The sequence below is a fragment of the Streptomyces sp. NPDC090994 genome, from assembly GCF_044768905.1.
GTDB lineage: Bacteria > Actinomycetota > Actinomycetes > Streptomycetales > Streptomycetaceae > Streptomyces.
The window spans coordinates 1-25,731 of sequence record NZ_JBIVWS010000039.1 but is presented as its reverse complement, the minus strand read 5'-3'; the positions used below and the strand labels follow the sequence as shown (position 1 = coordinate 25,731).

The window sequence follows — 25,731 nt, the reverse complement described above, 5'->3', positions numbered from 1 at the left end:
CACCGATTCCGAGGAAGAGGGCGACACCGATAGCTGCCAGGACCGCCGCAGCGGCGAACAGCGCGATCGTTCCGCGCTGGGCGCGGACACGCGCGACATCGGTTTTGGGCATAGGGGTCCCCCGTGAGGTGGTTCCGGTGCGGTGATCTGGGCGGCCGGGGCCTGGTGGGCCCCGGCCGCAGTCCGGCTACGGCCGGGGCCTGGGCGGGCCGGGCGGCCGGGTGGCGCGCCGGATGGCCCGGGGCGGAGCCGGCGGCTTGGCCGGCGTCGACTTCTTCGCAGCCGGCGGTGTCGGCGGCGCAGGGGTGGGCGGGGTCGGCATCTTCGGCACCGCGGTTGGCCCGGCTGCCGGGGGCTTCATCGAACTTGGTGTCTTCACGCCGGCTGACTTGGACGCGGGCTTGCCGGGCGTCTTGGCTCCGGCCGCCGACGGCGCGCCCCCGGGGGTCTTCGGCGCGATGGCGCCGGCCCGGGGACCGGGAGGAGTCGCGGCACTTGGGGTCGACTGGATCTGTGCCAAGCCGAGGTTGACCTGCGCCTTCGTCCCTTGCTGCGCGACGAACCTGCCGGCCGTGGCGACGTTGCGCTTGTACTCGGCTCCGAAGTCCTTGGCCTCCTGGACCCTCTTGTCGACGGTGCGTTCCTTGACGGCCTTGAGCTGGTCGCGCACCTGCCCCGCACGGGCGGTGGCCGCGGCTGCGCCCCGCTTGGTCGCGGCGACGCCGCGCGGGACGCCCACGGGCGCGCCGACGGTGGCCATGAAGGCGAACTTCGTCGCCTTCGCCCCGTACTTGGCGGTGGCGGCGGCCGCCTTGCCGGTGGCCATGGTGGCCCTACCGCCACGGGTCTGGGACATCTTGTTCGCCGCGGCCGTGGCAAGCCGCTTCTTCAGGGTCTGCTTGGCCGCCTGCTGCGCCGCCACCTTCGCGGCCGTGCTCGCGCCGCCGGTGCCGACGGCCGCGGCGGCGTTGGTGGCGAGCCGGGCCGCGGTCCGCAGCCGGCTGGCCTTGCGATTGGCCTGCGGCGAGCCGACCCAGGTGTTCTTGGCGGCCTTCAGGCCCTGGCCGACGGGCTTGCTCACGCGCCGGGCCTCGCCGCGGGCCTCGCCCCACATCTGCTTCAGGCCAGGGGCGGTCTCGGCGTAACGGCCGGGGCTGCTGAACACGGACCGGCGGCCGGCGCCGCCGACGCGGGCGTTGGCGAGCTTGCGATTGAGGTTGACCGCGATGCTCTGGGCGGTCTGCTTGATGCGCTTGTGACCGGCCAGACCGGCGACGGCGGTGACGTCGATGACGATGAATTTCACGGCGAGGACGTCGCCGGTGTCCGCGTCGATCAGGGCCAAGATGATCAGGATGAAGATCGCCAGGAAGAGGATGGCGATGATGATGCCCAGGACTGCCTTGGTGATCGCGGAGCACCAGCGCCACAGGGTGGCGCGGCCACCGCCGGGCAGGATGCCGGCCGTGAGGGCCCAGTGGCCGCGGATCGCCTCGAAGGCCAGCCAGCCCTGCGCGGTAAGGAACGTGCCGGTGACCAGAATCATGAGGACGGCCACGATGACGGCGGCGATCGCGACAAACAGAGCGGAGAAGGCGAGATCGGCCGAGGCCCGCTTGGCCTTGGGCTTCACGTCCCCGCATGCGGCCTCGAACTTCTCCGAGTTCTCGGTGAGCTGCCCGATGAAGTTCGTGTCGTAGACCGAGTCCATCATCGCGGCTTCCCAGTAGTTCACCCCGAGCTGGTCGAGGTTGAACTCGGCGAGCTTGAACTCGCGGAACGCCTTGTCGCACGCTCCGTCGAAGGTCTGCCCGTACACCATGAGCTGGTTGGGCTTGACGATGAACGCTTCGACGAGGGCGTCGGTGATCGGCTTGGCCACGTTGTTGGGGTCTGCGCTGCCTTGGGCGCTCGCGGGGTCGTCGGCCAGCACGATGGAGGCGACCTCCAGGGTGAAGTCCTTCGACTTTCCCAGCAGACCTTCCTCCGAGAGCAGCATGGTGGAGCCCTGCGGCTGCGCCTGGTCGTGCTGACCGAGCAGCACCTGGGCCGGAGAGACCAGCACGGTGGTGGTCAGCGCCGCGACCACCAGGGAGACCCCGATCTCGGCGAAGCCGCGCGAGCGCTCCTTGAACAGGATCAGCCAGCCGCAGTAGAAGCCGGCGAACGTCAGGAACAGGCCGGGGAGCCCCAGCCTGTCGATGACCTGGCTCTTGATGGTGCTGGAGATGTCCTCGACGGGGCCGACCATGACCTTGGCCAGCCCGAAGTTCAGCGCCCACTTGATCAGCCAGCAGGTGAAGCCGATGACCCACTTCGAGACGCCGAAGAGCAGCTGGGCGACGATGTTCCAGATCTTGAGGTCGATGTCCTTCCAGCCGCCCGTGTCCGTCTTGACGGTGTAGGAGCTGATCGGGACGCCGTCCTTGTCGGTGACGTTGAACGGCTGGAGGAGGCCGTCGCTGCCGTCCTTGGGCTTCTGGTTCAAGTTCTTGCCAGCCGGGCCGGCGGCCGGCGCGGACGTGCTGGGCGACGGCGACGGGTCCGCCGTCGCCGCAGGGGCCAGCACCACGGTGAACACGGCCAGCAGAACGGCGATCAGACCAAGACGCCGCTTGATACCCCTTCCCTGTATGCGACTCATGCCAGGGCTCCGTCCGCCTTGGCGAACTCCACGGCCTCGTCGTCCTCTTCGGTGGCCTGCCCGGGTGTGGTCGTGATCGCAGCGGCCGCGTCCTCGTCCGCCGGGATCAGCACCTTGATGCCCGCGATGCGCTTGCGGAGGTCGCGGTACAGGCCTTCGCCGGCCCGCAGGGCGCGCTCGGTCTCGCTGACGTTGAGCGGACTGAGGTTCTCGGTGATGACCTTGAGCATCTCGTCGTCGGTCGGGTCGAGGTCGAGGAACTCCAGGCACCGCGCGGCCAGGGCCTTGCCGCGGTGGCGGAAGACGAAAATGTGGCTGAGCAGCGCCCGGATCTTGTCGCCGATCTCGTTCTTCGGGCCGATGTCGTAGGGGTCGTGGCTGCCGGCGAAGGCGCCCGCGTTGTGCTTGCGGCCGTCGGCGATGAGCTCGAGCATGAGGTTGGAGCCCTCGGCGGAGGAGGTGAGCCACCAGCACTCGTCGAGGAAGACGCCGGCGAACTCGTTCGGGTCGGCGAACGCGATCTCGCGGCAGAGCGCCGTCATCAGGTACATCAGCCGCCAGCCGAACCGCTTTTCGACCTCCAGGCTCGGGAGGCGGTGCTCGGAGAGCTCCTCCTTGGTGGGCAGGCCCAGGCGGTCGACGGCGAAGACGATGCTGTCGGAGTCGGTGATCCGCACGACCGGAAGCGTCGGGTCGAAGATGGTGCGGCCCAAGTCCTTCTTCGCCAGCGAGCGCAGCTTGCGGACGAGTTCGGAGGCGGCGGCGCGCACCGCGTTGTCGTTCGGCTCCTCCGGGTCGGCGGTGCGGGCCCGGTCGGCGAGCGTGTTCATCAGCGCGGTCATGCTGGGCTTGGGCCCGAGCCGGGTGGCCTCGATCGCCTCGGCGAGGGTGATGCCCTCGATGCTCATCGAGCCGATGTCCAGGAGCGGGGTGAGGAAGGACTCGGTGTAGCGGGCGGCGCGCGGGCCGCGGAAGACGCGCAGGGGGTCCAGACTGACGCCGGCGTTCTCGTCGACGTTGATGATCTGGGTCGTGCCGGGGCATGCGTTCGCGAACCGCGACCATTCCTGCTGGGGCGTGCGGTCGATGACCAGGGCGCGGCCGCGGGAGTTGCGCTGGCCGGTGCGGTGCCCGGTGGTCAGGATGCTGTACATCGCGCACTTCATCGCGACGGACTTTCCGGAGCCGAGCTCGCCGACGAACGCCGCGGACGCGGAGGCGTTGACGCGGGGGCCGTGGGAGAAGTCCACGAGAACGGGGCGGACACCGCCGCCGTTGAGCTGGAGGCCGAAGAGGCTGCCGGAGTCGTCGCCCAGTCCGGCGCCGCAGAACGGCATCGACATGGCGAAGTCGCGGGCGAGAAGGTACTGGGTGTAGTCGAGCATCGGGCCCGGGGTCTTGGTGCCCGGCAGCATGCCGTGGAAGAGCGCGACCTGGTCGCCGGTGGGCCTCACGAGCGTGTAGTCGTTGCCGCCGAAGTGGTTGGCCAGCGACGTCGCCTTCTCGTCCGCCTCCTCGGGGGTCGTGCCCCACACGCAGGTGGCGACGGTGGCGCGGATCTCTACCTCGGTGCTGGAGGCGGTGAGCCGGTCGCGGTACTCGTCCAGGGCGAAGGATGCCTTGTCGAGCGAGGCCGGCACGCCGGAGGTCTCGCCGTCGTATTCGCCGCGCTGGTGTGCGAGCTCGCGCTGCTGGCGCCGGCTCTTCGGCTCGGCCTTCGAGCCGGCCTCGACGTTCAGCCGGACGGCCCAGTCCACGGGGAAGTTGAATTCGTCCAGCGCCGCCAGGTACTCGCTGCCGGGGAACCGGAAGGCTTCCGGCATCTCAGAGAGAACGCAGAACGCCTGGTAGGAGTCTCCGTGTTCACTGGTGGCGCGCAGGTAGCGGCGCTTGAAGGGGTTGGTGGGGCCCTTGGAGGCCCGGGTGCCGCGGCCGCCCTCGTCCAGGATCACCTGGGTGTGGGCGGTCACCGTGTGGCCGCGGCCGCGCAGGGCGCGCGGTGCGCCGTCCTCGGGCAGGAGCGGCTCGGCGAGGCCGCGGCGAGCGCTGTGCCCGTAGATCCACAGGATTTCCGCCTCGGTGGCGGGACGCATCTTGATGCCGGAGGGCCAGCCGGCGGCCAGGCGGTTGGCCTGCTCCAGGCGCTGGCGTTCCTCGGCGAGGGATATCGGGGCGACCGGCAGGCCGAGGGCGCCCATGACCTCGACCTGGAGGGAGGAGAAGACGGCCTTGGTGCTCTGCTTGAAGTCGAGGTGGGGCAGGGGGACGGCGAGGAAGTCGACGCGGCCGGTGAGTTCGAGGTCCTGGAGCTGGTCGAGGACCTTGAGGGCCAGGTCGACGTACTCGGGGGAGGCGTCGAGGTCGACGCCGGCGGTCATGCGGGTGACGACCGACGCGGCGTCGACGCTCGGGCACAGGCTGAGCAGGAGGGCCTCGCCCCGCAGGGACTTGAAGAGGGACTCCAGGGCGTCCAGCCGCTCGCGCTTCGTGGACTTGCTGGCGTGGGTGTAGTTCTCGGTGTCGACGCGCCACACCGCCCACACCGTGGCGGCGGTGGTCCAGATCAGGTGGCCGCTGATGTGCCGGACGGGGAGACGCATGGGGTTCTTCCTTCTGTGCGGGTGGTGGGACGAGGCGGTTGATCAGTGCTCGTCGAGGGAGGCGAGGAGGGCCTGCAGCCCGGTCTTCGGCTCTGTCCGGACCGCCGTGGCTGCAGCTGGTGCCGGGACCGGGCGGGCATTTCGCCTGGCTGCGGGAGCGGGCTGCGGGACGGGCTTCGTGGCGGCCGCCGGGGCGGGCCGCTCGGCGGACCGGACGCGCACCGTGCAGGTGGCGGTGGCCAGTCGCGGTCGAGCGGCCCGCTGCGGCTTGCCGGCCAGGCGCCCCTGGGCCGGAGTGGAGGAGTAGATGAGCAGGCTGCGCACGGCGCGGGCCGGGTCCCGGCCGTCGAGCCGCGCGTACCGCAGCACCCAGGCCAGACCCCACGGGATCAGTGCCATGAGGATGAAGTTCATGGCGCCGAAGTGGGCCCACAGGTCCCTGGTCATGACGAGGAGCCCGAAGCTGATCACCATCGTCATGACCTGGGTGATCGTGTAGGGCCCTCCCGGGAGCCGACCGGCTCCCGGGAGCTTGCCGATGACGAGCGGGTGCCGACGGGCTCGCGTGTACGAGTGCCCGACCAGCTCCTCCTCCGAGGCGCTCACGCGACCCGCCGGCCCTCACCCGCCAGCGCGGGTGCGCCGCCGGTGATGTGGACGACGGAGGCCGAGCCTGCGGTGTCGTTGATCTCCGAGCCGACCTTGGTCTGCAGGACGTTGAGGTTGCTGATGCCCCACAGCACGAGGGCGGCCAGGACAAAGGCCACGAGGGTGCCGACGAAAGAGCGGGTCTTCCACCAGGCCATCAGCACGGCGATGATCGCCATGAGCGCGGCCACGGTGAGAACCAGCGCGCGAACCTGGCCCGTCTTGGTGTTGGCCCAGTCGAGGACGTCGCCGGCAAGGACGACGTGGTCCGGGTTGGCTGCTGCTGCCAGGGTGTGCATGAACGTTTCCTCTTTCTTCAGGAGTTCGACGGCGACGGCGAGGGAGTTGCCGCAGCTGCGTCGGGGCTAGGGGTGGTGGTGTGCAGCGCCGCCGAGGGCGGGCTGCTCGCGCGGATCGCCGGGGCGTCGTCGACGGACGCGACCTCCCAGCGGCCGGCGCGGGACTTGAGGGTGAGCGCGTAGCTCAGCGAGACCGGGCTGCCGGCCTGGTCCGTGGCATCGACCTGGACCAGCTGGTGCAGCACCGTGCCGTCGGCCGGCACCTTCTGCTGGCCGGAACCGGACGAGTCGTCCTGGACGCCGGTGACCTTCACCGCGGCGTACGGCGCAGGGCTGATCGGCTGGAGCTGCGTACCGGGCGAGGTGTACCGGTCGAGCTCGGTCGTACCGGTCAGGTAGGCGGCCAGGAACCCGCGAGAGGTCTCGACCGACGGGTCTGCACTGCTCGAGCCGCGGTCGGTCTCGTACGCCAGGCCACCCGGCTTGAGCGCGGTGGGCGCGGCCACCTGCGACGGCAGCGACGTCGCTGCGTAGCCAGCGGTGGCGCCCGGCTCGGTGCCGCCGGCACCAGCCGGGCCGGTGGCCTGGATCCCGACGCGGAAGTACTGGATGCCCAGCCGCTTGGACTTGCCTTTGTCGTCGTGGGCGGTGACGTCTGCGGCGACGGTGATGGACCAGTAGCCGGGCTGAACCTCGCGGGACGCGATCACGGTGGACTGCGTGGCCGTACGGGTCCCGGGCTTGACCGCGAGCGCGACGGAGCCGGAGTAGTACGGCGCCAGGTCCCGCTCGGTGCCCTGTCCGGCCTGCAGATAGGCGGCGACGAACAGCTCGGCGAAGCCGGCCGGCCCGACCGGTGATGCCGGAGACGCCGCGGCGACCGGCTTGGCCGCGCCCTGGGCGGGAGCGGACGAGGAGAGGAACGCGAGTGCGCCGAGAGCCGGGCCGGAGACAACGAGCACCCAGACACCGGCACGGACCAGCCGGGAGAGGCCAGCCATCTGGGCCGTGCTCGTCTTCCACCCGGTCTCATCCGGCTCGTCCGCCGACGTCTCCGGGAGCTCCTCGACCTCGACGTCCCAGGCTTCCGCCTCGACGAGCTGCTTCTTGGCCGCCTTGCGCGGCCGACGCTGCCGCTTCACGACGCCGTCCGCAGGGCCTGGACGGTCAGGACCGTTGAGATGCGCTCCTTGAGCTGGTCCGGCGTGCGCTGCAGCAGCACGTCCCACGACGCCAGAGATGCCTCCGACTCCCTGTCGAGGAAGGCACGCATCTGCTCATGCAGGTCACGGTCCATCGGCCGGCTCACCAGAGCAGCGGCGATCTTGGTCAGTTCGCGCGAAGCACGGGCCACACGGGCCTCGTCGGCGTCGAGCAGCTGTCGGCCGGTGCCGGCCGGGGACATCGTGGTCACGTCGGTTCTCCCGGAGTCGAAAGGGTGGGGCGGGGCGTTCAGGTGGGGCTGGACCGATCTGGCGGCCCTCTCGCCTGCTACAGGTGTTGAGGAAGCGCGCGGTGTGACAGTCAGGCCGAGGTTTTTTCGAGCAACTTCTGCGGCGCCCGATCCGAGGGGCGCCGGCGGCTCTCAGGCCGCAGCGCGGTACTGCGCGAGGTCCGACTTCGCGCGCAGTGTGCGAACGGCACGGCTGGCGTGCTGCCGCAGCAGGTCTCCCTCGTGGCCCATGGACCGGGTGGTCATGTGCCGCTGGTCGGGGCGCTGCGAGGTGGACAGGTAGTACCGGGCGATGCGCTGAGCCTCGAACTCCTTGAGCGCTCCGACCTCGACGGCCCACAGCAGCAGGTCGAGGACCTCCGTCCGCGTCTCGTGACGCGACAGGGCCGGCTCGTTGGCGTCGACGAGCTCCATCTGGGCGGCCCGCACCAGCAGGTCGGCGAGCTCGACCGTGCGGTGCGGGGTGTCGGGGTCTTCGCTGGAGACGACGTGCGCGTATCGGGCGTGGCACTCGGCTTCGGCCAGGGGCGCGACGCCGGCGGCGAACTCCTGGACGTCCTCCACGTCGTCGAGGCAGGCGGCCAGAGTGCGGCGGGTGAGCTGCAGGGTGTCGAGCGCGAGGTTGTTGAAGATCCGCCGCGGCCGCCGGTCGAGCGGGTAGGTGCGGACGACCTCGAATGCCGCGCCCAGCACCGTCGCGCACACGTCGTCCCACGGCAGGCCGTAGGACCTCCGCTGCGTCTTCGCCATCAAGACCGCCTTGGGCAGCAGGACCCGCACGGCCACCCGCCACGCGAGGTGGGCGTCGAAACCGATCCCGCCGGCTCGCTCGACCAGCAGGTGCATCACGCGGTCGTGGCCGTCCAGGTCCCCGCGGCGGTGGTAGGCGGAGATCTTGTCGACCACGTCCTGAGGACCGGCCGCTCCGGCAAGGTCCGGGTGCTCCTCGGCCCACGCCGTCACGCGGTCAGCCGCCCGGAGGTCGCGGCAGAGCGCGACCCAGTCGCGGTTCATCACGGTGAGCGTGTCGTAGCGGGTTGTGGACTCGGAGGAGTCGAGTGCCGGGGTGTGCTGGGTGGTGGCCACGTCCGTGTCCGTCCTTTCGCGCCATCTGGTCTCGATGGCGCTCACACTCCCGACACCCCCCTTGACCGCGGTCTGACCGCTCTCGCGGCGCGACGAGGTCAAGGGGAAACAGGCCTCGGCACCTGGGTGGCCCGGGTGGGCAAGGGGGGCCATGGTCAAGGGGTGGGCGGAGTGGTCAAGGGGGCGGTGCCCACAGGGTGGGGTGGATGGGGATGTGCATAACTCGGGTCGGAGTCGGGTGGGGGCCACTGGCAGTGGAGGGACTTCGGGGCCGACGCCGGCTCATCCACTGGATCGGGTGGAGCCCACCGAGTGGATGGATCGAGGCCTCGTTGAAGGGCTGCGTACATCCACCCACCGGCCACCTACTGGACTCGGCGCTCCCACCCATCGCCGCCGCGATGGACGCCATCGCCAATTCGGGTCGAGGCCCGCGGGCTGCCATCACTTCTGGACGTCGTTCTGTACCGCTCCGGTGCGCGCTGGGAGAGGCACTGCCCGGCCTCATTGGACCGGCCCCCCGGTGCTGGTGAAGCGCGCCAGCCTCCGCGGTGGCGGGGTGGAAGCGCCCGTGCCATTTCCCCTTGACCTGGGTCGAGGTCAAGGGGAAATGGCAGTTGCCCAGGCCCATGGTCAAGGGGTGGAAGAGAGCCCGGTCAAGGGGTGGACAGGGCAGGAGGGGCGTCACCAGAAGCCGCCTGCGTGAGCCCGCCGGGAGGCGGCACGTGCCGCCTCTCGAAGGCCCGGCCCGCTCCGGATACCTGGGTGGGCAAGGGGCCGTGGTCACAGGGTGGGCGGAGTGGTCAAGGGGGTGTCTGCAGGGGGAGGTGGTTGGGGGTGGGGCCCGCTCCGATCGGAGTGGGGTGGAGGCCGCCGGCAGTGGATGGAGCCCTCGAGTCGATAGACCGCCTCGTCGCGACGCTTGCGTACGACCACGCGCTGGCCACCCCTCGGCGCGCCCGCCCATCCACCCGTCCCACCGCGATGGACGCCATCGAAAGCTCTGGCTGGACCTCCCGAGCGCCGTCGCCTTCGCGGTGATCCGCGGGCGTCGATGAGTGCGCCGGGCCTCATCGTTCTTACGAGGAGGGAAGGCCGCCGGGCTTCCCCCTTGACCTGAGGTGGGGTCAAGGGGGAAACGGGTGTGGGCCGGTCGGTGAGCAAGGGGGGAAAGGGGGCCGGGCAAGGGGGGCGAGTTGCTCGGTGAACTTGGTCAAGGGGGCGAGAGAGCAGAGGGGCGTCGTCAGAAGACGTTTGCCGGGGCCGTCTCGGTGAGCGACACGCTCTGCTTCACCTTCCACCGACACTTCGGGCTGACGCTGCCTTCCGCCTTGGCCTCGGGGATTGAGTGGAGTCCACTGCGTGGGTGGGCCATGGCCACTGTGTCGCCCACCGGGGTTGCATGGGTCGGTGGGCGACATCCGGTGGCGTGGGCGGACTCCATCGGGTGGGCACCAGGGTGTAGCCGAGTTCCGGATGGAGCCCACCCGGTGGGTGGACTTCGACGCCGGCTGCCCGCTCCGTCCACTGGATTGGATGGAGCACATCGAGTGGGTGGACCAGGACCCATCGCGGGGCGTTCGGGCCCATCCACGCGCAGTCCCGCCGTGCACCGGCCGCCCCCCACCGCGATGGACGCCATCGCGAGGTCGGGCTGAATCCCGGGACCGCCATCACCCCTGCACGGCGTACCGCCCGCACCGGTGGGCGTGCCCAGGGGAAGCCTGTCCGTCCCGTTGCTCGTCCGTTAGTCGGCTGGCTCGTGTCGAATCGGCTGCCGCTGGCGTCGGTGGAGCGCCCCAGCCGCATCAGTTCCTGGACGGTGAGTGGCCGCCGGGTTTCCCCTTGACCTGGGCCGAGGTCAAGGGGAAATGAGGAGGGCCACGGCCCGCGGTCAAGGGGGAGGCAGAGCCGGTCAAGGGGTGGGGAGCTCGCGCGGTGAACCCGTCTGGTCAAGGAGGGAGAGAAGTGCGAGGGCACCCCCGGGCGGGCGGGATGCTGCCGTTTCTCCACGATGTTCTTTGGGCTTCGGGCAGATGCCGTCTCTCGCCTTGTCCGCCGGTTCCCATCGGTGGCGCCACCGGTGCGCTGGGACCCGGGGGCATCGAGTGGAGTCCACTGAGTGGAGGGACCGGCCGGTCCATCGGGTGTCGTCCACCGGGAGGAGTGGACGGTCGATGGGCGACACCCGATGGCGGAGGCCGGGCTCCACTCCACTCCACTCCACTCCACTGAGTGGGCTCCACCCCGCACACGGTGGAGCCCACTCAGTGCGCGGCGGCGGGCGATGGATGGTGGGTTGTGCGAGTGGACCGGGACGGAGATGGCCGTCGCATCGGGCCCAGTGGAGTCCACTCATTCTGTGGCCGCGGCCCTCGGTCCCACTCCACGCCGGTGGCTTCGAGGTGCCGCGGCGCCTGGCGATGGACGGTGGAGTCCCCCTTGCCCGGGCCGCGTGTCAAGGAGGATCCCCAGCGGGTGGGGAAGGCCGGGCCGGTCAAGGGGGGCCTCCGCGCTACGAGGAACCCTGGTCCTGAACGGTTGACCGGGCGCCGCGGTGCGGTTGAAGGGCCGAGCTCCGCCCTTCGGCACCTGCGGAACAGAACGCAATCCGTGGATGCGGCTCGGGGCCGCCTGGGAGTGTCGATCCTCCACGGGGAGGGGCGGCTCATGATGCGGCCCGCTCCATCCGGCGGGTCCGACATCGGACGCAGAGCCCGGTGGAGCCGAGGGCCGGCCGGGTGCATCCACTGCCGTCCCATCCCGCGCACACTTCGAAGTGCGTCGACGGGAACGGGCCGCTGGCCCGTCCACCCTCGTGCTCCTCTCGGCACGGCTTGCACCTGGGGGCCGGCTCGGCGCGGTTCAGCACCAGGACGGCGCAGCCGCACTCCGGGCACCGGCCTCGGGGAGCCGCAGGAGTGGACGGCTGGACGGGAACACGAGCAGGTACGGAATGGACGATGCCGAGGGCGGGCGCCTCGGGCTGCGCCGTGGCGCGGCGCCGGTCGCGGACGATCTCCTCGCACACCGAGCATCGGCGGCCGCTGCTCCACAGGACGCCGGCCTCGCAGTCGAAGATTCCGCAGCCCCAGTGGGGCAGGCCGACACCGAGGATCCACCGGCCGGGATCGCGGATCTCGTCGGTGAAGGTCTGGGCGACCCGCGTCTGGAGGCGCTGCCGCAGACGGGCGTCGTCGACGCCGGAGCGCAGCTGTTGACCGACTTCCCGGGCGATGCGCCGCTGCATGTAGACGCTGGTCTGCCGGTAGAGCCAGTGGACCGGCTCGAGGACGCCGTGCACCCGGGCACTGATGGTCAGCCGAGGCCCGCTGTAGGTGCCGGCGGGGTTGGTCAAGGGGGTGCCCGAGGGCTTGGTCAAGGGGTTGGTCAACGGGGTCTGGTGGTCATCCGCGCGAAGCGCGAGCCCGGCTTCGTCCGTGCCGCGCGGCGGTTGCGCACCGCGGTTTTCCACACCTTCACCTACCTGTACTTCGCCTACGGCGGGTGAGAAGAGGGCTCGCTCGTCATCAGGTCGGTCAGTCCTAGGTTCTTCCTTAGTCGCGAGTGATCCCTCACCAGCCGACGAACCCGATCCCTCACCAGGACCAGAGGTGGAGGAGGGCGCGACGTCCGTGGAGGACGGCTGTCCACAGCCCGGGTCCTGGGTGGCGGGCGGGATGTCGTGGGCGACGAAGTGGTGGCGGCCGCGCACGCCGGCGCGCCGCTCCACAGTGATCCACCGCGTCGCCTCCAGCTCGTCGACGATCTGCCCGGCAGCCGCGGTGGTGAGTGGCTGGCCGGACCGTCGGCCGCTGTAGTGGTGCAGCGCCCCTGCGATCTCCGACTCGGTGAGCGGGATCTTCTGGGCCTGGGCGTAGGCGATGAGTGCGTACGCGCGCAGCTGGCGCGGGGTGAGGTCCTCGGACGCCGCGACGGGGATCCACACGAACCGCTCAGCCGGGGAGAGCGGCCGGGTACGGCGCACCGCCGAGGTGCCGCATCCGCCGGGCAGGGAACGGCGGGTCGAGGACAGCTCGACGACGCCGTCAGGACCGGGGCGCATCAGCTGCGTCATGCCGCGTTCGACGGAGGCCTTGGACAGGCCGACGTACTCCGCGATGGTCACGGTCGCCGCCGTGCAACCCTCCGGACGCAACGCCAGCGCGGCGATCTTCACGTACGCGGTCACCGCGACGTCGGCGTAGTGCGGATTGACGACGAGGCGCAGGGGCACCTTGACCCGCTGGCGGCGCTGCGGGCGCGCCTGATCGCCCGCCGGCGGCGGGCTGCTCGGTACTGCTGCTGTGCGGAGCACACTTCTCCTGGCGCACCGGCGCCGCGGGGCGGCGACTCGGGTGCGCTGGGTCTCGACGGCGTCCGGCAAGGACGCGGTCTGGGGGTCTGGCCAGGGGCACTCGGGCGGAAGCTGAAGAAACGGGTCCTTCAGCTGCTACGGGTGTCGAAAAAGCCGACGGTGTGACAGTCCGGCCGAGAAAATCCCTGACGAGCCTGTGACCTGCGGGTCAAGGGGGCATTTGGGGTGGCGGCAGACCCCCTTGACCACCCCCTTGACCAGGGCAGTGAAGGTCCGACGGCCTGGCACAGGGAGCGAGGCGCCGACCTTGCTGGTCAAGGGGGCCTGACCGGGACTGGTCGAGGGCAGATCGCCAAACCGCTCTGCGCCGCGGCCGATCCCGGCCGGGACCCCGATCCCGAGAGTGGGCACGCAGCGTGGCGCTGGCGTCACGGATGGGCGAATAACCGCCGTGAACGACCTGCTTCGGTGGCGTTCGAGCTGACAAAGGGCATGGGTGTACTGCAAGATGGACCCCGTTCTCCCGGGTCGCCCCGGGAAACGACGAACCCCTTCGAGGGGATTGCTGCTGGAGGGCAGTGATTGCCGGACCATTCGGTCTGGCCCTCGCTCAACTGGGCCGCTAACCCAGGACTGAGCGGTGACGGCCGGCAGAGGAGCTGCTAACTCCGAAGCCGGCGGAGAGGGGCGAGGAGCTGCCTTTGCTAGAGGCGCCCGCCCGGAAGACTTACGACATCCGCAACTCCCCCTTCCAGGGGGTTTTCGCGTTTTTGGGCCCGGCTGCGCCAGGCAGCGCCCACGGCAGCGCCGCGCCCGGCGCGGCGGAACCGCTCGGGGTCTGTGCGGTGCTGGTCATGGAAGAACCGCCTTCTCGGTTCACCGGACTCCTCCTCGGCGCTGTGCGCCGGGGGCCCGAGGTGAGGCGTATTGGATCAAGCGGAAGTCACCCTATCCCCTGACCACCGCCGCGCACATGCTCTCGGCGCGTTGTCCACGCGACGTCGAAGAGTGCAGCCAAAAGGGAGCAGTTGCCCAATTTGTGGGCTAACTGCCGCTCTCTGTGCGGATGGTCACTCGATCTGCCCGTACTACCGTCAACAGGTATGAATTCGGGCGTTCCTGGACGTAGCCCACTCTGCGGATCTCCAAGACCGTGAGACCGTGCCCCCGTAGCTGCCGGTTCTCCTCGACGGTTGCCGGCCGCGCGCTCCAGCGACTGCGGTGCTCGGATTCCTGTTGCGCCGCGCCAGTAACGAAGGGTGCCACGGTGACAGCGTGGGTGCCGTTGCCCGTGTCGGGTTTGGCCGCGGTGAGCAGCGTCTGCGTCGCCCAGGGCGTCCCTGCGTGAAGCAGGACGGCCTGGTTCTCGAAGAGCCGCGCGCCGGGGGGGAGAAGAAGTGCTTCGGCGGCCTGCTGGTTCGTGACTCTGGTGCCGGCGCGGAGGTCGGCGTGTCCGAGGTTCTCGGTGTCGACCGGCTGGAGGTGGCCGGTGCCGGAGACCCGCACCTCCAGGTGCGGGAACGCCTGCAGCACACGGGTGCGGCGGCGGGGTGCCATCTCGACCAGGCCCTCGGCCTCGAGCAGACGCAGTGCCTGTCCCATCGTGTTCTGCGCGACGCCGTACTTCTCGGCGAGCTCCCGCTGCCCCGGCAGTTCCGCGCCGGCGGCGTACGTTCCCGCCGTGATGTCGGCGCGTAGTGCTGCCGCGGCGCGTTCGTGCGGGTGATGGGACGTCATGCCCACATCTTGCCGTACCAGCCATTGCTCCTTGGTCATGTGATCAAACGCCCTCTCCTTGACGTGATCGGCATCCCCGTGCATGATCTGACGCATCTGACGCAGTCAGTTAAGTCAGATGGGGCGTGAAAAAGCAAGCGACCCCCGGGGCTGGTCCCCCCGGAGGCCGCGAACGCGCCTCACCACCCACCAGAGCGTCACAGGAGATGAGAACACGTGAACACCATGATGACAGCCCGCCCGCCAGCACCCGTCCGCCACCGCGGAATCGCCGAGGACGGCATCGCCGCCTACATCGCCGAGACCGTCCCGGTCGACTCCCTCGTCGCCGACGGATACCTGGCCGGCCACGACGGCCGCCTCATCGCACACCAGCTGCGCGCCCCACAGCTGCGCCAGGCCATGAACCGCTCGGTGTGCCACGCGGTTCAGCCGGACGTCGACAGCTTCTTCCAGGAGGACGGCGAGCCGGACGCCGACTGGAAGCAGCGCCGCACCCGCACGGTCCGCGACCACTGCACCGTCTGCCCGGTGCGGGCCGCGTGCGCCGAGCTCGCCCTCCGCGACGGTGACACCGCCGGAGTCCGCGGCGGCCTGGACCCGCAGAAACTCGACCGCCGGCTGGCGGCCGAGAGCAGCAGGCTCGAGCGTGCCCGCGCGGCCGACGAACAGACCGGCGAACAGCAGCGCGCCCGCTTCGCCGCCGGCGCCGAGCTCCTGCGGCTCACCGGCCAGTACCTCGGCACCGGGCAGCCCCAGAAGCGCAGGGAGAACGTCGAGAAGATGCGCGAGGCCGCCCGCCGGCGCGACGAGCTCGTCGCCGCCCACCGCCTCACCGCCGGCTGGACAGCCGCCGCATGAACTCCGCCGGCGACGTCTACGCCCTCAACCGCGCCCTGGTCAGCGCCCTCGCCCGCCGCGACGACGTCCGCTTACTTCCCGTCCTCGTACCGGCCGGCGCCGACATACCGCCCGTCAACCCGCTCACCCTGCTGCTCCTGGTCCTGCTCGGCCAGGCCAGGGCCGAGCGCGACGCCTACAGGGACTGGATCACCCAGGACCCGACCCCGCCCAACGACGACCCGCTGCGCGCCCAGGCCGCTGAAGCGGCCAGCAACCTCGCCCGGAGGGACTCCCCGTGACACCCGACCTCGCTCCCCACGGCGCGGCCCTGGCCGAACTCCTCGGCAGCTGGCAGTTCGTCCTCGGCGCGCTCGTCCTCACCCTCGGCCCGGCGATCGCCCTACGCCGGCGCCGCATGGCCCTGGCCGCGCTCACCGACAACGAACGCGCCGCAGCCGCCGACCGCCGCGGGCGCCGAGTCGAGGACCTCCTCACCGTCGTCATCGCCGCAGCCGCGGCCGCCCTGTCGGCCACCGGTCTGCGCCGGGTCGGCCACCACCAGATGGGCCTGGAAGCCCCGTTCGATCTCCTGCCCTTCGTCGCACTCGACGTCGCGGCGATGGTCTGCGGCCGCCGCGCCCGCCGCCGCGCCCGCGACGGCGAGGGACCGGGCCTGTCCGGAGCTCTGTTCTGGATCCTCGCCGGCATCAGCTCGGTCTTCTCCGCGTCCGAAGCCGACTCCCTCCTCGGCGGCGCCGTCCGCGCGGTCTGGCCGGTCCTGGCCGCCGTGCTCTGGGAGATCGGCTCGCTCGAGGAACGCCGCGCCGCCCGCACCAAGGGCGGACGCCCCGACCGCCGCATCGCCCTGGTGCGCCTGCTCCACCCCGTCGAGGCCTTCCGCGTCGCGCTGCTGCTCGCCGCCCGCCAGGACCTGGCCCAGGAGGAAGCCACCGCCGAGGTCCGCATCTCCCGGGCCGCCTACCGCTGGTACCGGCTGCGCCGTGCCCAGGACGCGGTCAAGCAGGCCGGCAGGATGACCCGCTGGGTATACCGCCTCGCCGAGATGCATGCCGACGGCCGTGCCCAGGATGCCAGCGAACGAGCGGGATGCTCCGACCCCGTCATCCTGAAGCGCGTCGTCGCCCGGCTGCAGCTGCGCGTACGCCAGTCCGACATCGCCGGGATGAACCTGCGCAATCCCGTCGCGTTCGAGGGCATCCTCAACACCCTGATCGGCACCATCCCGACCATCCCATCCCAGGCGGCCGGCCCCCATCCCGTTCCCTCTTCCCGCTCGGACGATGAGGAAGAACAGCAGGTCAAGGCCGGGATGGGCGAGAGGGACAAGTCCGGGAAGGACACCGGCGACGAGGACGTCGCATCGCCGGGCGCGGACGTCGACGCCGAGCAGGATGAGGACACGGCCGCCGGGCGCAAGACCGACGAGGAAGTCATGGCCGCCTTCGTCCAGACCGTCCCGCTCAAGGATGACGGCAAGTTCGCCTGGGGCATCAACAGGATCGCTGCCGCTCTCGGCATCGGGAACCCGCGGGCCAAGAGGTTCGTGGACACACGGGCCGAGTGGCTGCCCAAGGCGCTGGCCGCTCATCCCGCCGCGCGCGTCGTCGACGGCGAGGAGCCCGACCACTTCGACCAGGCCCTCGCCCTCGCGAATGAGCCATCGCCGTCGGCCGCGGCCCCTCAAGACCTCCAGCCCGCCCCGGCACCGGCCGGCCCGCAGTCGCCTCTCGACGAGCTCTTCCAGCTCGACCCGACCGTGGGCGACCACTTCGAGCAGCACGACAGCGGCCTCCTCGTCCCCGCCGCTGGCAGCCGACCCTGACGCCCCGCTCCGCAGGGCGCCCGGGAGGGCTGCCCGCGAGCACGACCGTGAGGACCACAGATGCCCGCCACCACCTTCGACCAGCACGTCAACGAGGCCCTCGCCCTCATCGCCCCGGCCCGCCGCCCGGCCACAGCCGCCCGGCCGGCCCGATCCGCCGCCCCGCAGCACGGTCGGCCCCGCCTCGCCCTCGTGCGACGCCCCGCCTCCCACGAAGGGAGCGAGCAGTGAGCACGACCCCTTCCACCCGCGGCCGGACCAACCGGGCCCACTCCCGCACCCCCGACAACGAACCGCCCCAGACCCCGGAGACGGACAGCGGCACGCCGGACGACGAGACGCAACTGCGCCGCCTGCTGTCCCGCATCGGTGTCCGGCCGCTCGGCCACGCCGAGCAGCCTGTCGAGGAGGAGCCCGAGCCAGGCGCTGCACGCCCCGACAACGTCCTGGACTCCGCCGGTGCCACCCGCCGGATCTCGATGTCGCCCGGCGGACGACTGCCCGTTCCCGGGCAGACCATCGACCTGACGGACCTCCAGCAGCAGGCCCCGGCCGACGGGCCGATGCCCGCCGAGAACCAGGACGCCACACCTGACCCGGCCGAGCCATCGGAGTCGCAGTCCACGGGCGAGCAGGCGAAAAGCGCCTGGCCGCCTCGCATCTCTCGGCGCCGGCGCAAGGGCGACGACCAGGCCGAAGACCCGGCCGCCGCGGATGCGGAGGGCGACGGGCCCGACTGGTTCCGCGTACGGAAGAGCGCCGATCCGCAGGCACCGGACCCGGACACCTACGAGGTGCACAACCACTACTACGGCACTGGCCAGGAGCCGTCGGCATCTGCAGGGGAGAGGACCGGTCCGGGCCGCAACCGCAGCTCTCTCACCGCCTGGTGGACGTCGCTCACACCGCTGCAGCGGTTCATCCTCCACAACGGATCCGCCGCAACCGCCGGTGCCTGGGGCTGGGGCGTGTTCACCGCCCAGTGGGACGCCGGGCTGCCTCAGTGGACGCTCGCCGTCATGCACGACGCTGCCGCCAGCAGCAACGAGCCGTCCACCCCGTTCATCGTCGGTGGCGGCGTGATCCTGCTCGCCGCAGTCGTGGGCGGCGGCATCTCCGCCTTCGTGGAGAAGTGGCTGTACCGGCTGCCCTCGTTCTGCGCCGCGGTCCGCTTCCTCACTCATATCCCGGTCGCCTCCGCCGGCATCGCCGTCCTGCTGTTCTTGCCCTCCACCTTTTAAGGATTCTCGTGACCAGCCTGCTCGCCGCCGGGGCCGGAACCAGCGCCCTCGGCCCGATGTCCGCTACCGCCGTCAGCATCATCTTGATCGTCACGCTCATCTACGGCATCTGGGGCAAGGGCAAGAAGAAGCTGGCCCGGGGACCGGCCCAGGCCATCGGCTTCTTCGCCGAGCTCGCCTTCCTGCGTGCCGACTCCTGGCCCCACGACCTCGGCACCGCTGTCCAGGACATCCCGCGCCAGATCGCCGCGAACCCCGACCTAGGACCCATCGGCATGACTGCCGTGGTGATCATCCTGCTCGTGCTGTCCGCCTTCGCCCCCATCGTGCCGTTCACCGGCGCCCTGTGGGGGATGCTCACCGCAGCCGCCATGGCCGCTGCGCAGGGCTCCATCTGGCGGGCGGTCGTTGCCGTCGCCACCGCCGGACTGTCCCTGGTGGGCGCATGACCGGGAAGTCGGACACGACGAACACCGCCAAGCAGAAGCGGCGGACGATCAGGGTGGAGCACATCCCGTTCGTACGCGAGGTGCCTGTCGTCGCCAGCGCCACCATGGTCGCCCTGCGCTACGTCGGCGCCTGGTTGCGCGCCGGCGACCAAGAGCGAGGCGGGTTCCTCGTCCGCCTCGGTGCACTCGGCCTTGGCGGCTACATCGCTCTCTACTTCACTGAAAAGCATCCCGGCCTCTGGTACGTCTACGGCGCAGCCGGTCTTGTCGTCGTCACGACCGTCGCCGTTCGCACCGGTCTGTCGGCCGGCCGCACGGTGAAGGACCTGGAAGTCGCACACACCACCGCCGCGGGGGAAGAGCCGCAGGGGACCGCCACCTCAAACGATCATGAAACGCCGGGGGAGCAGGACCCCGAGACGACGCCGGCGCAGGTCGCTTCAGCCGAAGCCGATGCCGCCTTCGCAGTGTTCATCGAGCACAGCGTCGCCTTCGCCGTCCGCCAGGGCCGCAAGGGCGTCCACACCGACACCCTCCTCAAGCGGATCCACCAGGAGGGAATCCTGGCCGACTGGACGGAACCCATGATCAGGCAGAAGTGCAAGTCCCTCGGCATCCCCGTCCGGACCCAGATGGGCATCCAGGGGAGGAACTACTTCGGGGTGCACGTCGAGAACCTCGAACAGGCCCTCGGCAGGGCCCTACGGATCCCCGCCCAGCTCGTCCCCGACCTCACCCCGAACGCCCCCGCCGCGCCCCCTGTCGGGGCGCCCGCCCCACCCCCCGAAGTCGCCTTCCTCGCGGCCCCTGCGGACGCCGACTGAACCCCTCCACCCGGGAGCTCCCTCGCCGCCGCCCAGAGGGAGCTCCCGGGCACCCGAAACCTCCTTCGGCCAGCTGCCGCTCCCCTCCCCCGCAAGGGCCCCGCCGGCCATCTATCGGCCACATCTACGACCGTCTGACCTGCGGATCTATCCCAACGGTAGAAGCATCTACCGCCCTCATCTACCGGGCACTGTCGGCTTGTTCCCCTCCCGCAGCGCGCGGCCGCCCGGTACCGTCGAACCACATCCAGGACCGGTGGAGGGGGAGCCCGCGGTGGCATGGCGGTATGAGTGCGGCCCGTGCGGGGTCACGACCGGGTGGCTGTCGAAAGAGCAGGCGTCCGCCAAGCGCGACGAGCACCGCGACACCGACCATCCCGGCATGATCCCGACAGCCGAGGTGTTCGAGTCCAACGCCAAGCCAGTCGCCAAGGATCCGGCCGCCCTGCGCATGTGGGCGGTCATCGCCGCCGTCTGCCTGCTCGCCTGGATCATCCAGTCCATGCGCTGACACGCGCGATCGCCCGCTCAGCGCTCAGGCGCGCTCGTAACGGGCAGTCCCAACGTCTCACGGTGAAGAGCGGCCCCACATTCTGAACGTTGCCTATTTATGTTTCAGTGTGTATTGTTCTCTTCGCGGAGAAAGTTCCGCCTCTGTGTCACACGCCGCTCGCGCACAACACCTGTAGCAGATGAGCGCACCCACACCCCCTTCTTGGAGTCCACCGTGACCACGCCCCGCACCCTGACGCTCGGCACCGCCATAGCGGCCGCCGCGCTCCTCGCCCTCACCGGCTGCGCCAACGAGCCTGTCGAGCACGGCGAAGTCATCGACAAGCGCGGCTACGCCGGTCGCTGGACCCCCGAGTACAAGGACGTGTACCGCCAGGACTGCTCGACCATCCGCACCAGCTCGTTCACCACCGCCGCCTTCGCGGGCCGCATCGGCGGCTCCAGCGGCGGCAAGTCCAGCGGCGGCAAGTCCAGCTCGTCGGGCAGCACCGGCAAGAAGAACAACGACACCACCCCCGACGGCTCCGGCGGTTCGTCCGGCGGCACCCCGCCCGGCAAGTCGCTCACGAACGGGGGCACCTCCGGCACCGCCAGGCCCGGCTCCTCCGGCTCGACCACAGACGGCAGCAGCCAGCCCACCAAGCAGTGCCAGCGCCACCACGTCGGCCGGAAGCAGACCGGCCAGCGCTGGCAACCGGGCAAGTGGGAGCTCCAGCTCCGCGACGGCGACCGAACCGGCTGGGTCACGGTCTCCGAGACCACCTACAACGACACCGATCTCCACGACCACATCTGACCGACCCCGGAGACCTCGACCCCTATCAGGAGGACTCGTCATGCCCCGTGTACCGGAGTACACGTCGTTCAGCATCTACATGCTGGAGCCACACGCTGATCATGCGACGGCCGAGAACGGCTACATCCCGATCGAAGCCATCGCCGAGCGCGTCTACGGCAAGCCCTACAGCTCGCTGCGCGGATGCCAGCGGGACGACGAGCACATCGGTAATGACAGCGTGAAGCTGTACGAACTCGCCTCCGACGGGGACTACGAGGAGGCCCTTGAACAGTTCGACGACGCCGAGCTGTACTTGGGCTGGGACTCCAGCATCGGTGAGAGCGTCATCAAGACCGGCATGACCGAGCTGGACTACTGGCTGAGTATCCGCGTCGCTGACGAGCACACGCCAGCCACTGTCGAGGCGAACCCGCCTGAAACGCAAGACCTTGAGAACGCCGTGTTCGAGAGCCGATTCTTCGCCGATCGCGCCTTCTCCCCGTCGCTGAAGCTGATCCTCGCCGATCTCATCCGACGCGGCGAACTCCCGCGCAGTGACTACCTGTTCCGGCACTGGTGGTGATCGAAGCGGAACGGGGACCGACGCCACGGAGCCCCGGTGAGTCACGACTGACCCTCTTCCCTGGCGATCCGCTGCCACGCGACCAGTTACCGACCCCCAGCACACCCGCCCCGACGACCTTCGATGCGGGGCCACCGTCCGGTGGCCCCGCATCATCCGTGGGAGACACCAGATTCACCCCTTCGTTCTCGGAACCGTCCTCGGAGCCGCCGTCACCCTGCTCGCTCTTGCCGTCGGCCGGCGCCTGACCCGGCGACCGCACTGCCCCTGGTGCGTCACAGCCTCGGCCTGGCCCACCTCCCAGCACAACCCCCTGCACTGCCGCGGCTCAGGAACGGCGCCGCGAGCGCCTCCGCGACATCGCACACGGACGCCCGGTTCCGGAACCGAACCCCTGGGGACACGCGCACCTCCTCGACGAAGAGCGGCGCTAGCCGCCATCCTCCCCAGCCCTCCATCCCACAGCCACTTCACCCAGCCCACCAGATGAGGACCGATGTCCCGCTGCCCCGCCGCACTCCCGACGGATCACACCCCCTGCGCCGGCCCCGCTACCGTCACCGTGCTCGACGCGGACAACGCCGGCGCCGACGGATGCGAACACCACGCCGCACGCCTCCTCGCCGTCCTCGACCGCGGCCGCGTCTTCGCACTGCCCCACGCCCCCGCCGGAGCCGCGCACCGCGTCTTCAAGACCGCAGCTCCGCAGGACGAACGCCTTCACCGCCTGACCGACGCCATCCTGCCCTCGCCTGCAACGCCCTGCTGAAGCGTGGGCCGACGAGGCCCCGCTCACCCGCCGGCAATCACCCTGAAGGGAATCCTCGTGCCCATTAGCCACTACCCCGAACACGCCGTGAAGGCGTACCAGGACGAACGACCGTCCGTCACCCGACTCATCCTCGAAGCGCGGTGGGCGCACTACCGCCTCACCGACACTCTCGAACACGACCCCGACAGCAACACCGTCCCTGCCCTGCGCCGCCTCAAGCTCCTGCACGCCGGCGCTCTCATCGACGTCCTAGCCCTGCGCACCCGAGACCCCGACCTCTACGAAGCCGCCCGGGACCACGGCGCCGCCCTCCGCGAGGTCGACGGCCTGGCCCTCGACGACCACCCCCACAACGGTCTCGACCACCTGCGAGCCCAGTACGCCCGGCTCCATCACCACACCCACGGCGACGTATGCCGAGCACCCCATCCCGCTGACGAGTCTCGGCCGATCAAGCGCCCCTTCCGCCGATCCGGCCCGCGGATGGTGCGCCACATGCTCGACGCCTACGCCTGGGCCCACCTCGGCCTCTCTTCCCGCTTCCACGCCGTCGACGTGGCCAGCGAGCAACGGCGGCACGTCATGACCCGCGGACTCCTTCTCGACTGGGCCGCCTCCGCGGCACCGGCCGACAGCGCCACAGCGGCGGCCGCCGCCAACGCCGGCCACACCCTGCGGACCTTCGACCGCCGGGCCGCCCTGACTGACCTCCCTCCCCGCGCTTACCTCCGCGACGCCTTCCGCGACCTCGACGACCAGGAGGAGGACGACGACCCGCACCCCCGTGACTGCGCAGGAGACTGCTACGGCACCGGTGAAGTCCTCACCGTGCTCACCTGGGAGCACCACGGCGACGACATCTACACCCCGGTCCACCAGGAACCGGTCCTCTGCTTCGGCACTCCCACCGCCCACGCCCCGGACTGCGCCACCTGCGAGGGCCATGGCTTCACCTACCCGCCCGGCTACCGCGAACTCTGCCTCGACGGGCGCTCCCCCGACAGCACGCCAGCCACCGCCCTGACGCCGCAGGAAGCATGACCCTACCGCGTCCAAGACCGCACAACCGCCGGTGCTGAGTGGCACGCCCGACCTGCGCCGGCGCCCCGCCCCGGGCACGCACCAAGGGACTGTGATTTCTCCCCCCAAGGCCAAGTGGGGGAGAAATCTCCCCCACCACGGCAACAGAGAAATCTCCCCCCTGACGGAGGGAGATTTCTCCCCCCCCTTCCTGTAGAACTCACTAGCCAGAGGGGGGTGATTTCTCTCCCCCACGTAGATGCCACAGGGGGAGAGAAATCACCCCCCCCAACGGTGCGACTCAACCCCACTAAGGGCTCCAAAAGGCCAACCTGCCCTACAACGTGCCCTACAACATGCGCCACAACTTGCCCTACAGCTTGCCCTTCGACTTGCCCCACAACTTGCCCCCACGCTGCGCACTCGACAGGGAAAACTGCACTTCAGCGGGACGGTCAAGGGGGCCGGTGCGCGCCGACTACTTCTCTATAAGACCCATAAGGGAACTGAGGACACCAGCGAAGAGCTACAGACGAACGACAGGAAGGAGGAAGCCGGCAGAGGAGTGAGGAGGAAGCGAGACGGACGAGAGAGCAGCAGGACGGAAGGAGCGAGGGAAGGAGGAGTAGCGAACAACGGGAGCAACCAGAACCACAACAGCAAGCGAGAGGAAGGAGCCGAGGAGCACAAGAGCCGAAGAGGTAGAGGAACAGCCGAAGCAGACAACGACAGACGAGACACAGATAGACCACGAAGCACTGAGGCAGACAGGGAGAACGGAAGCGGGAAGCCCCAGGGACCGTGAGTACGAGGTAGAGAGCCGAGACGGGTTCGAGAGGGCCGGTGAGTTGAGCAGATCGCCGAGGGCTGCGGAACGCAAGCGGCCCCGCCCAGCGAAACGCTGAGCGGGGGCGCGCAAGGGCCGGGGGCGCGCCGGGTGAGGCGCGGCACGCGAGACTACGAAGCTCGCCGCAGCATCCGCCGTGCAGCCGCCCGGCCGCTGGCGCTGACGTGTCCCGCCGCGTAGAGGCGGAGTGCTCGCGCTCGCACGAACGCGGCGGCGGCATCAGGGTCGCCACTCGCTGCGCGGGCAAGCAACTCCGTGATCTTGCTGTCGGTCATCAGGGGATCCTCTCGGTGGGCAACGGCTGTAAGCCGTTACCGGCAACGGGGCACGGCGTGAGCTTCGGCGGCGGGGTTCGAGAGCGCGCGGGAAGCATCCATGGAGATCTTGAAGCTGAACACAGTGAGGACGATTGCGGAGATACCCAGCAGGACACCCAGGAACATCCCGGCTCGGCGGTTGATCCTGCGGTTCATCATCGGTCCCACTTTCCTAGCTTGTGAGGGTGGCGCGGAGATGCGCGGTGGGGGCGGCCCGGCCCCAGTGGGGTGAGGGGGCTGGGGCCGGGCCTGTGGCGGGCGCGGGCGGCCCTTGGAGGGCAGGGCCGCCCGGCCCTGGTCTTGGGGTCTGCCGCTGTCTCGCAGCAGCTCTACAGGGGGATCCGGGGGGACTGCGCGTCCAGCCGCGCCATGTAGCAGTCCGGGCAGAGGTCGGCTCCACTCTGCGTCTCGTTGCCGCACTCCTCGCCCCATCCTGGGCAGGCGGCGGGTACTTCAGGCTGGCCTGTGCGCTGTGTCATCCTCGGCTCATCTCTGCTGGTGTGGCGGGGCGCGTTCGGCTGGTGTGGGCCGGGTGGCCGGGGCCGGGAGGCGGGAAGGGCGCTAACAGCCCTCGAAGCTCACGGAAAGAACGGTGAACTTGCGACCGAAGAGTTTCACCCACACACGGAGGGTGGCGCGCTGGCCGGGTTCGAGTTCCTTGATCTTGGCGAACATGCTGTCCTTCCAAGGCCGGGTGGCCGGGTACTGGCCCCTGGGGGTTGGGGGTCGCCCTGTCCCGGTCTGGTGTCTCCCAGGGCCGTGGGCGGGCCTTTGGGGGCCCTTGGAGGGGGTGTGGGGGGCGGGGCGGCCCTTGGTGGGGTTTGGGGGCCGCCCCGTGGGTTGTTGGGGGGTTAGGCGGCGTTGTAGCCGTTCAGCTTCTCGACGAGTTCGGCGCGCATGAAGGCGAGTGCCTGTG

21 protein-coding genes are annotated in these 25,731 nt (G+C 70.3%); 12 read left to right on the top strand and 9 right to left on the bottom strand.

Annotation, left to right across the window (positions count from 1 at the left end; all coding sequences use genetic code 11):
• Positions 1–187: 187 nt before the first annotated feature.
• From ACIQR3_RS37065 to ACIQR3_RS37025, 9 genes are all read right to left on the bottom strand, one after another.
• Complete coding sequence (locus ACIQR3_RS37065) at positions 188–2,644, bottom strand: hypothetical protein (RefSeq protein WP_403545821.1); 2,457 nt, start codon at positions 2,642–2,644, stop codon at positions 188–190.
• On the bottom strand, positions 2,641–5,244 hold the full coding sequence (locus ACIQR3_RS37060; RefSeq protein ID WP_403545820.1) for an ATP-binding protein: 2,604 nt from the start codon (positions 5,242–5,244) through the stop codon (positions 2,641–2,643). The genes ACIQR3_RS37065 and ACIQR3_RS37060 overlap by 4 nt, the downstream gene beginning before the upstream one ends.
• A gap of 42 nt (positions 5,245–5,286) precedes the next feature.
• Entirely contained in the window at positions 5,287–5,850 is a 564-nt protein-coding gene (locus ACIQR3_RS37055; RefSeq protein WP_403545818.1) for a hypothetical protein, read from the bottom strand.
• Entirely contained in the window at positions 5,847–6,191 is a 345-nt protein-coding gene (locus ACIQR3_RS37050; RefSeq protein WP_403545816.1) for a hypothetical protein, read from the bottom strand. The genes ACIQR3_RS37055 and ACIQR3_RS37050 overlap by 4 nt, the downstream gene beginning before the upstream one ends.
• 17 nt (positions 6,192–6,208) lie before the next feature.
• Positions 6,209–7,333, bottom strand: coding sequence for a conjugal transfer protein (locus tag ACIQR3_RS37045; protein WP_403545814.1), 1,125 nt, complete (start codon positions 7,331–7,333; stop codon positions 6,209–6,211).
• Positions 7,330–7,596: a hypothetical protein gene (locus tag ACIQR3_RS37040; protein ID WP_310876251.1), complete on the bottom strand. Its 267-nt coding sequence runs from the start codon at positions 7,594–7,596 to the stop codon at positions 7,330–7,332. The genes ACIQR3_RS37045 and ACIQR3_RS37040 overlap by 4 nt, the downstream gene beginning before the upstream one ends.
• Before the next feature lie 180 nt (positions 7,597–7,776).
• Positions 7,777–8,730 carry a hypothetical protein gene (locus ACIQR3_RS37035; RefSeq protein WP_403545813.1) on the bottom strand — a complete coding sequence of 318 codons (954 nt, stop codon included), beginning with the start codon at positions 8,728–8,730 and terminating at the stop codon, positions 7,777–7,779.
• A gap of 2,668 nt (positions 8,731–11,398) precedes the next feature.
• On the bottom strand, positions 11,399–13,048 hold the full coding sequence (locus ACIQR3_RS37030; RefSeq protein ID WP_403545811.1) for a hypothetical protein: 1,650 nt from the start codon (positions 13,046–13,048) through the stop codon (positions 11,399–11,401).
• 1,044 nt (positions 13,049–14,092) lie between these two features.
• Positions 14,093–14,881 (bottom strand): GntR family transcriptional regulator, encoded by a 789-nt coding sequence (locus ACIQR3_RS37025; protein WP_403545810.1) that lies wholly within the window; start codon positions 14,879–14,881, stop codon positions 14,093–14,095.
• 129 nt (positions 14,882–15,010) lie between these two features.
• Between ACIQR3_RS37025 and ACIQR3_RS37020 the strand changes: the two genes are divergently transcribed.
• From ACIQR3_RS37020 to ACIQR3_RS36965, 12 genes are all read left to right on the top strand, one after another.
• Positions 15,011–15,646 carry a WhiB family transcriptional regulator gene (locus ACIQR3_RS37020; RefSeq protein ID WP_403545848.1) on the top strand — a complete coding sequence of 212 codons (636 nt, stop codon included), beginning with the start codon at positions 15,011–15,013 and terminating at the stop codon, positions 15,644–15,646.
• Positions 15,643–15,927 carry a hypothetical protein gene (locus ACIQR3_RS37015; protein ID WP_403545807.1) on the top strand — a complete coding sequence of 95 codons (285 nt, stop codon included), beginning with the start codon at positions 15,643–15,645 and terminating at the stop codon, positions 15,925–15,927. Before ACIQR3_RS37020 ends, ACIQR3_RS37015 begins: the two co-directional genes overlap by 4 nt.
• Positions 15,924–17,471 carry a DUF2637 domain-containing protein gene (locus ACIQR3_RS37010; protein WP_403545805.1) on the top strand — a complete coding sequence of 516 codons (1,548 nt, stop codon included), beginning with the start codon at positions 15,924–15,926 and terminating at the stop codon, positions 17,469–17,471. Before ACIQR3_RS37015 ends, ACIQR3_RS37010 begins: the two co-directional genes overlap by 4 nt.
• Before the next feature lie 60 nt (positions 17,472–17,531).
• Entirely contained in the window at positions 17,532–17,702 is a 171-nt protein-coding gene (locus ACIQR3_RS37005) for a hypothetical protein (protein WP_403545803.1), read from the top strand.
• Positions 17,699–18,712 (top strand): hypothetical protein, encoded by a 1,014-nt coding sequence (locus tag ACIQR3_RS37000; RefSeq protein WP_403545801.1) that lies wholly within the window; start codon positions 17,699–17,701, stop codon positions 18,710–18,712. Before ACIQR3_RS37005 ends, ACIQR3_RS37000 begins: the two co-directional genes overlap by 4 nt.
• Positions 18,713–18,720: 8 nt before the next feature.
• Positions 18,721–19,161 carry a hypothetical protein gene (locus ACIQR3_RS36995; RefSeq protein ID WP_047181660.1) on the top strand — a complete coding sequence of 147 codons (441 nt, stop codon included), beginning with the start codon at positions 18,721–18,723 and terminating at the stop codon, positions 19,159–19,161.
• On the top strand, positions 19,158–19,985 hold the full coding sequence (locus ACIQR3_RS36990) for a hypothetical protein (RefSeq protein ID WP_403545799.1): 828 nt from the start codon (positions 19,158–19,160) through the stop codon (positions 19,983–19,985). The genes ACIQR3_RS36995 and ACIQR3_RS36990 overlap by 4 nt, the downstream gene beginning before the upstream one ends.
• Before the next feature lie 274 nt (positions 19,986–20,259).
• Positions 20,260–20,496 (top strand): hypothetical protein, encoded by a 237-nt coding sequence (locus tag ACIQR3_RS36985; protein ID WP_403545798.1) that lies wholly within the window; start codon positions 20,260–20,262, stop codon positions 20,494–20,496.
• A 216-nt stretch (positions 20,497–20,712) separates the two neighbouring features.
• Complete coding sequence (locus ACIQR3_RS36980; RefSeq protein ID WP_403545796.1) at positions 20,713–21,294, top strand: hypothetical protein; 582 nt, start codon at positions 20,713–20,715, stop codon at positions 21,292–21,294.
• A 40-nt stretch (positions 21,295–21,334) separates the two neighbouring features.
• On the top strand, positions 21,335–21,859 hold the full coding sequence (locus tag ACIQR3_RS36975) for a hypothetical protein (protein ID WP_403545794.1): 525 nt from the start codon (positions 21,335–21,337) through the stop codon (positions 21,857–21,859).
• A gap of 562 nt (positions 21,860–22,421) precedes the next feature.
• Positions 22,422–22,628 carry a hypothetical protein gene (locus ACIQR3_RS36970; protein ID WP_403545792.1) on the top strand — a complete coding sequence of 69 codons (207 nt, stop codon included), beginning with the start codon at positions 22,422–22,424 and terminating at the stop codon, positions 22,626–22,628.
• A 57-nt stretch (positions 22,629–22,685) separates the two neighbouring features.
• A complete protein-coding gene (locus ACIQR3_RS36965; protein WP_403545790.1) occupies positions 22,686–23,672 on the top strand; it encodes a hypothetical protein in 987 nt (328 codons plus the stop codon).
• Positions 23,673–25,731: the final 2,059 nt, after the last annotated feature.

What these genes read in the sequence shown, in the direction of transcription:
- ACIQR3_RS37065 (WP_403545821.1), bottom strand. Translation starts at nt 2,644, where the DNA reads ATGAGTCGCATACAGGGAAGGGGTATCAAGCGGCGTCTTGGTCTGATC.
- ACIQR3_RS37060 (WP_403545820.1), bottom strand. Translation starts at nt 5,244, where the DNA reads ATGCGTCTCCCCGTCCGGCACATCAGCGGCCACCTGATCTGGACCACC.
- ACIQR3_RS37050 (WP_403545816.1), bottom strand. Translation starts at nt 6,191, where the DNA reads ATGCACACCCTGGCAGCAGCAGCCAACCCGGACCACGTCGTCCTTGCC.
- ACIQR3_RS37040 (WP_310876251.1), bottom strand. Translation starts at nt 7,596, where the DNA reads ATGTCCCCGGCCGGCACCGGCCGACAGCTGCTCGACGCCGACGAGGCC.
- ACIQR3_RS37025 (WP_403545810.1), bottom strand. Translation starts at nt 14,881, where the DNA reads ATGCGTCAGATCATGCACGGGGATGCCGATCACGTCAAGGAGAGGGCG.
- ACIQR3_RS37020 (WP_403545848.1), top strand. Translation starts at nt 15,011, where the DNA reads ATGATGACAGCCCGCCCGCCAGCACCCGTCCGCCACCGCGGAATCGCC.
- ACIQR3_RS37015 (WP_403545807.1), top strand. Translation starts at nt 15,643, where the DNA reads ATGAACTCCGCCGGCGACGTCTACGCCCTCAACCGCGCCCTGGTCAGC.
- ACIQR3_RS37005 (WP_403545803.1), top strand. Translation starts at nt 17,532, where the DNA reads ATGCCCGCCACCACCTTCGACCAGCACGTCAACGAGGCCCTCGCCCTC.
- ACIQR3_RS36990 (WP_403545799.1), top strand. Translation starts at nt 19,158, where the DNA reads ATGACCGGGAAGTCGGACACGACGAACACCGCCAAGCAGAAGCGGCGG.
- ACIQR3_RS36975 (WP_403545794.1), top strand. Translation starts at nt 21,335, where the DNA reads ATGCCCCGTGTACCGGAGTACACGTCGTTCAGCATCTACATGCTGGAG.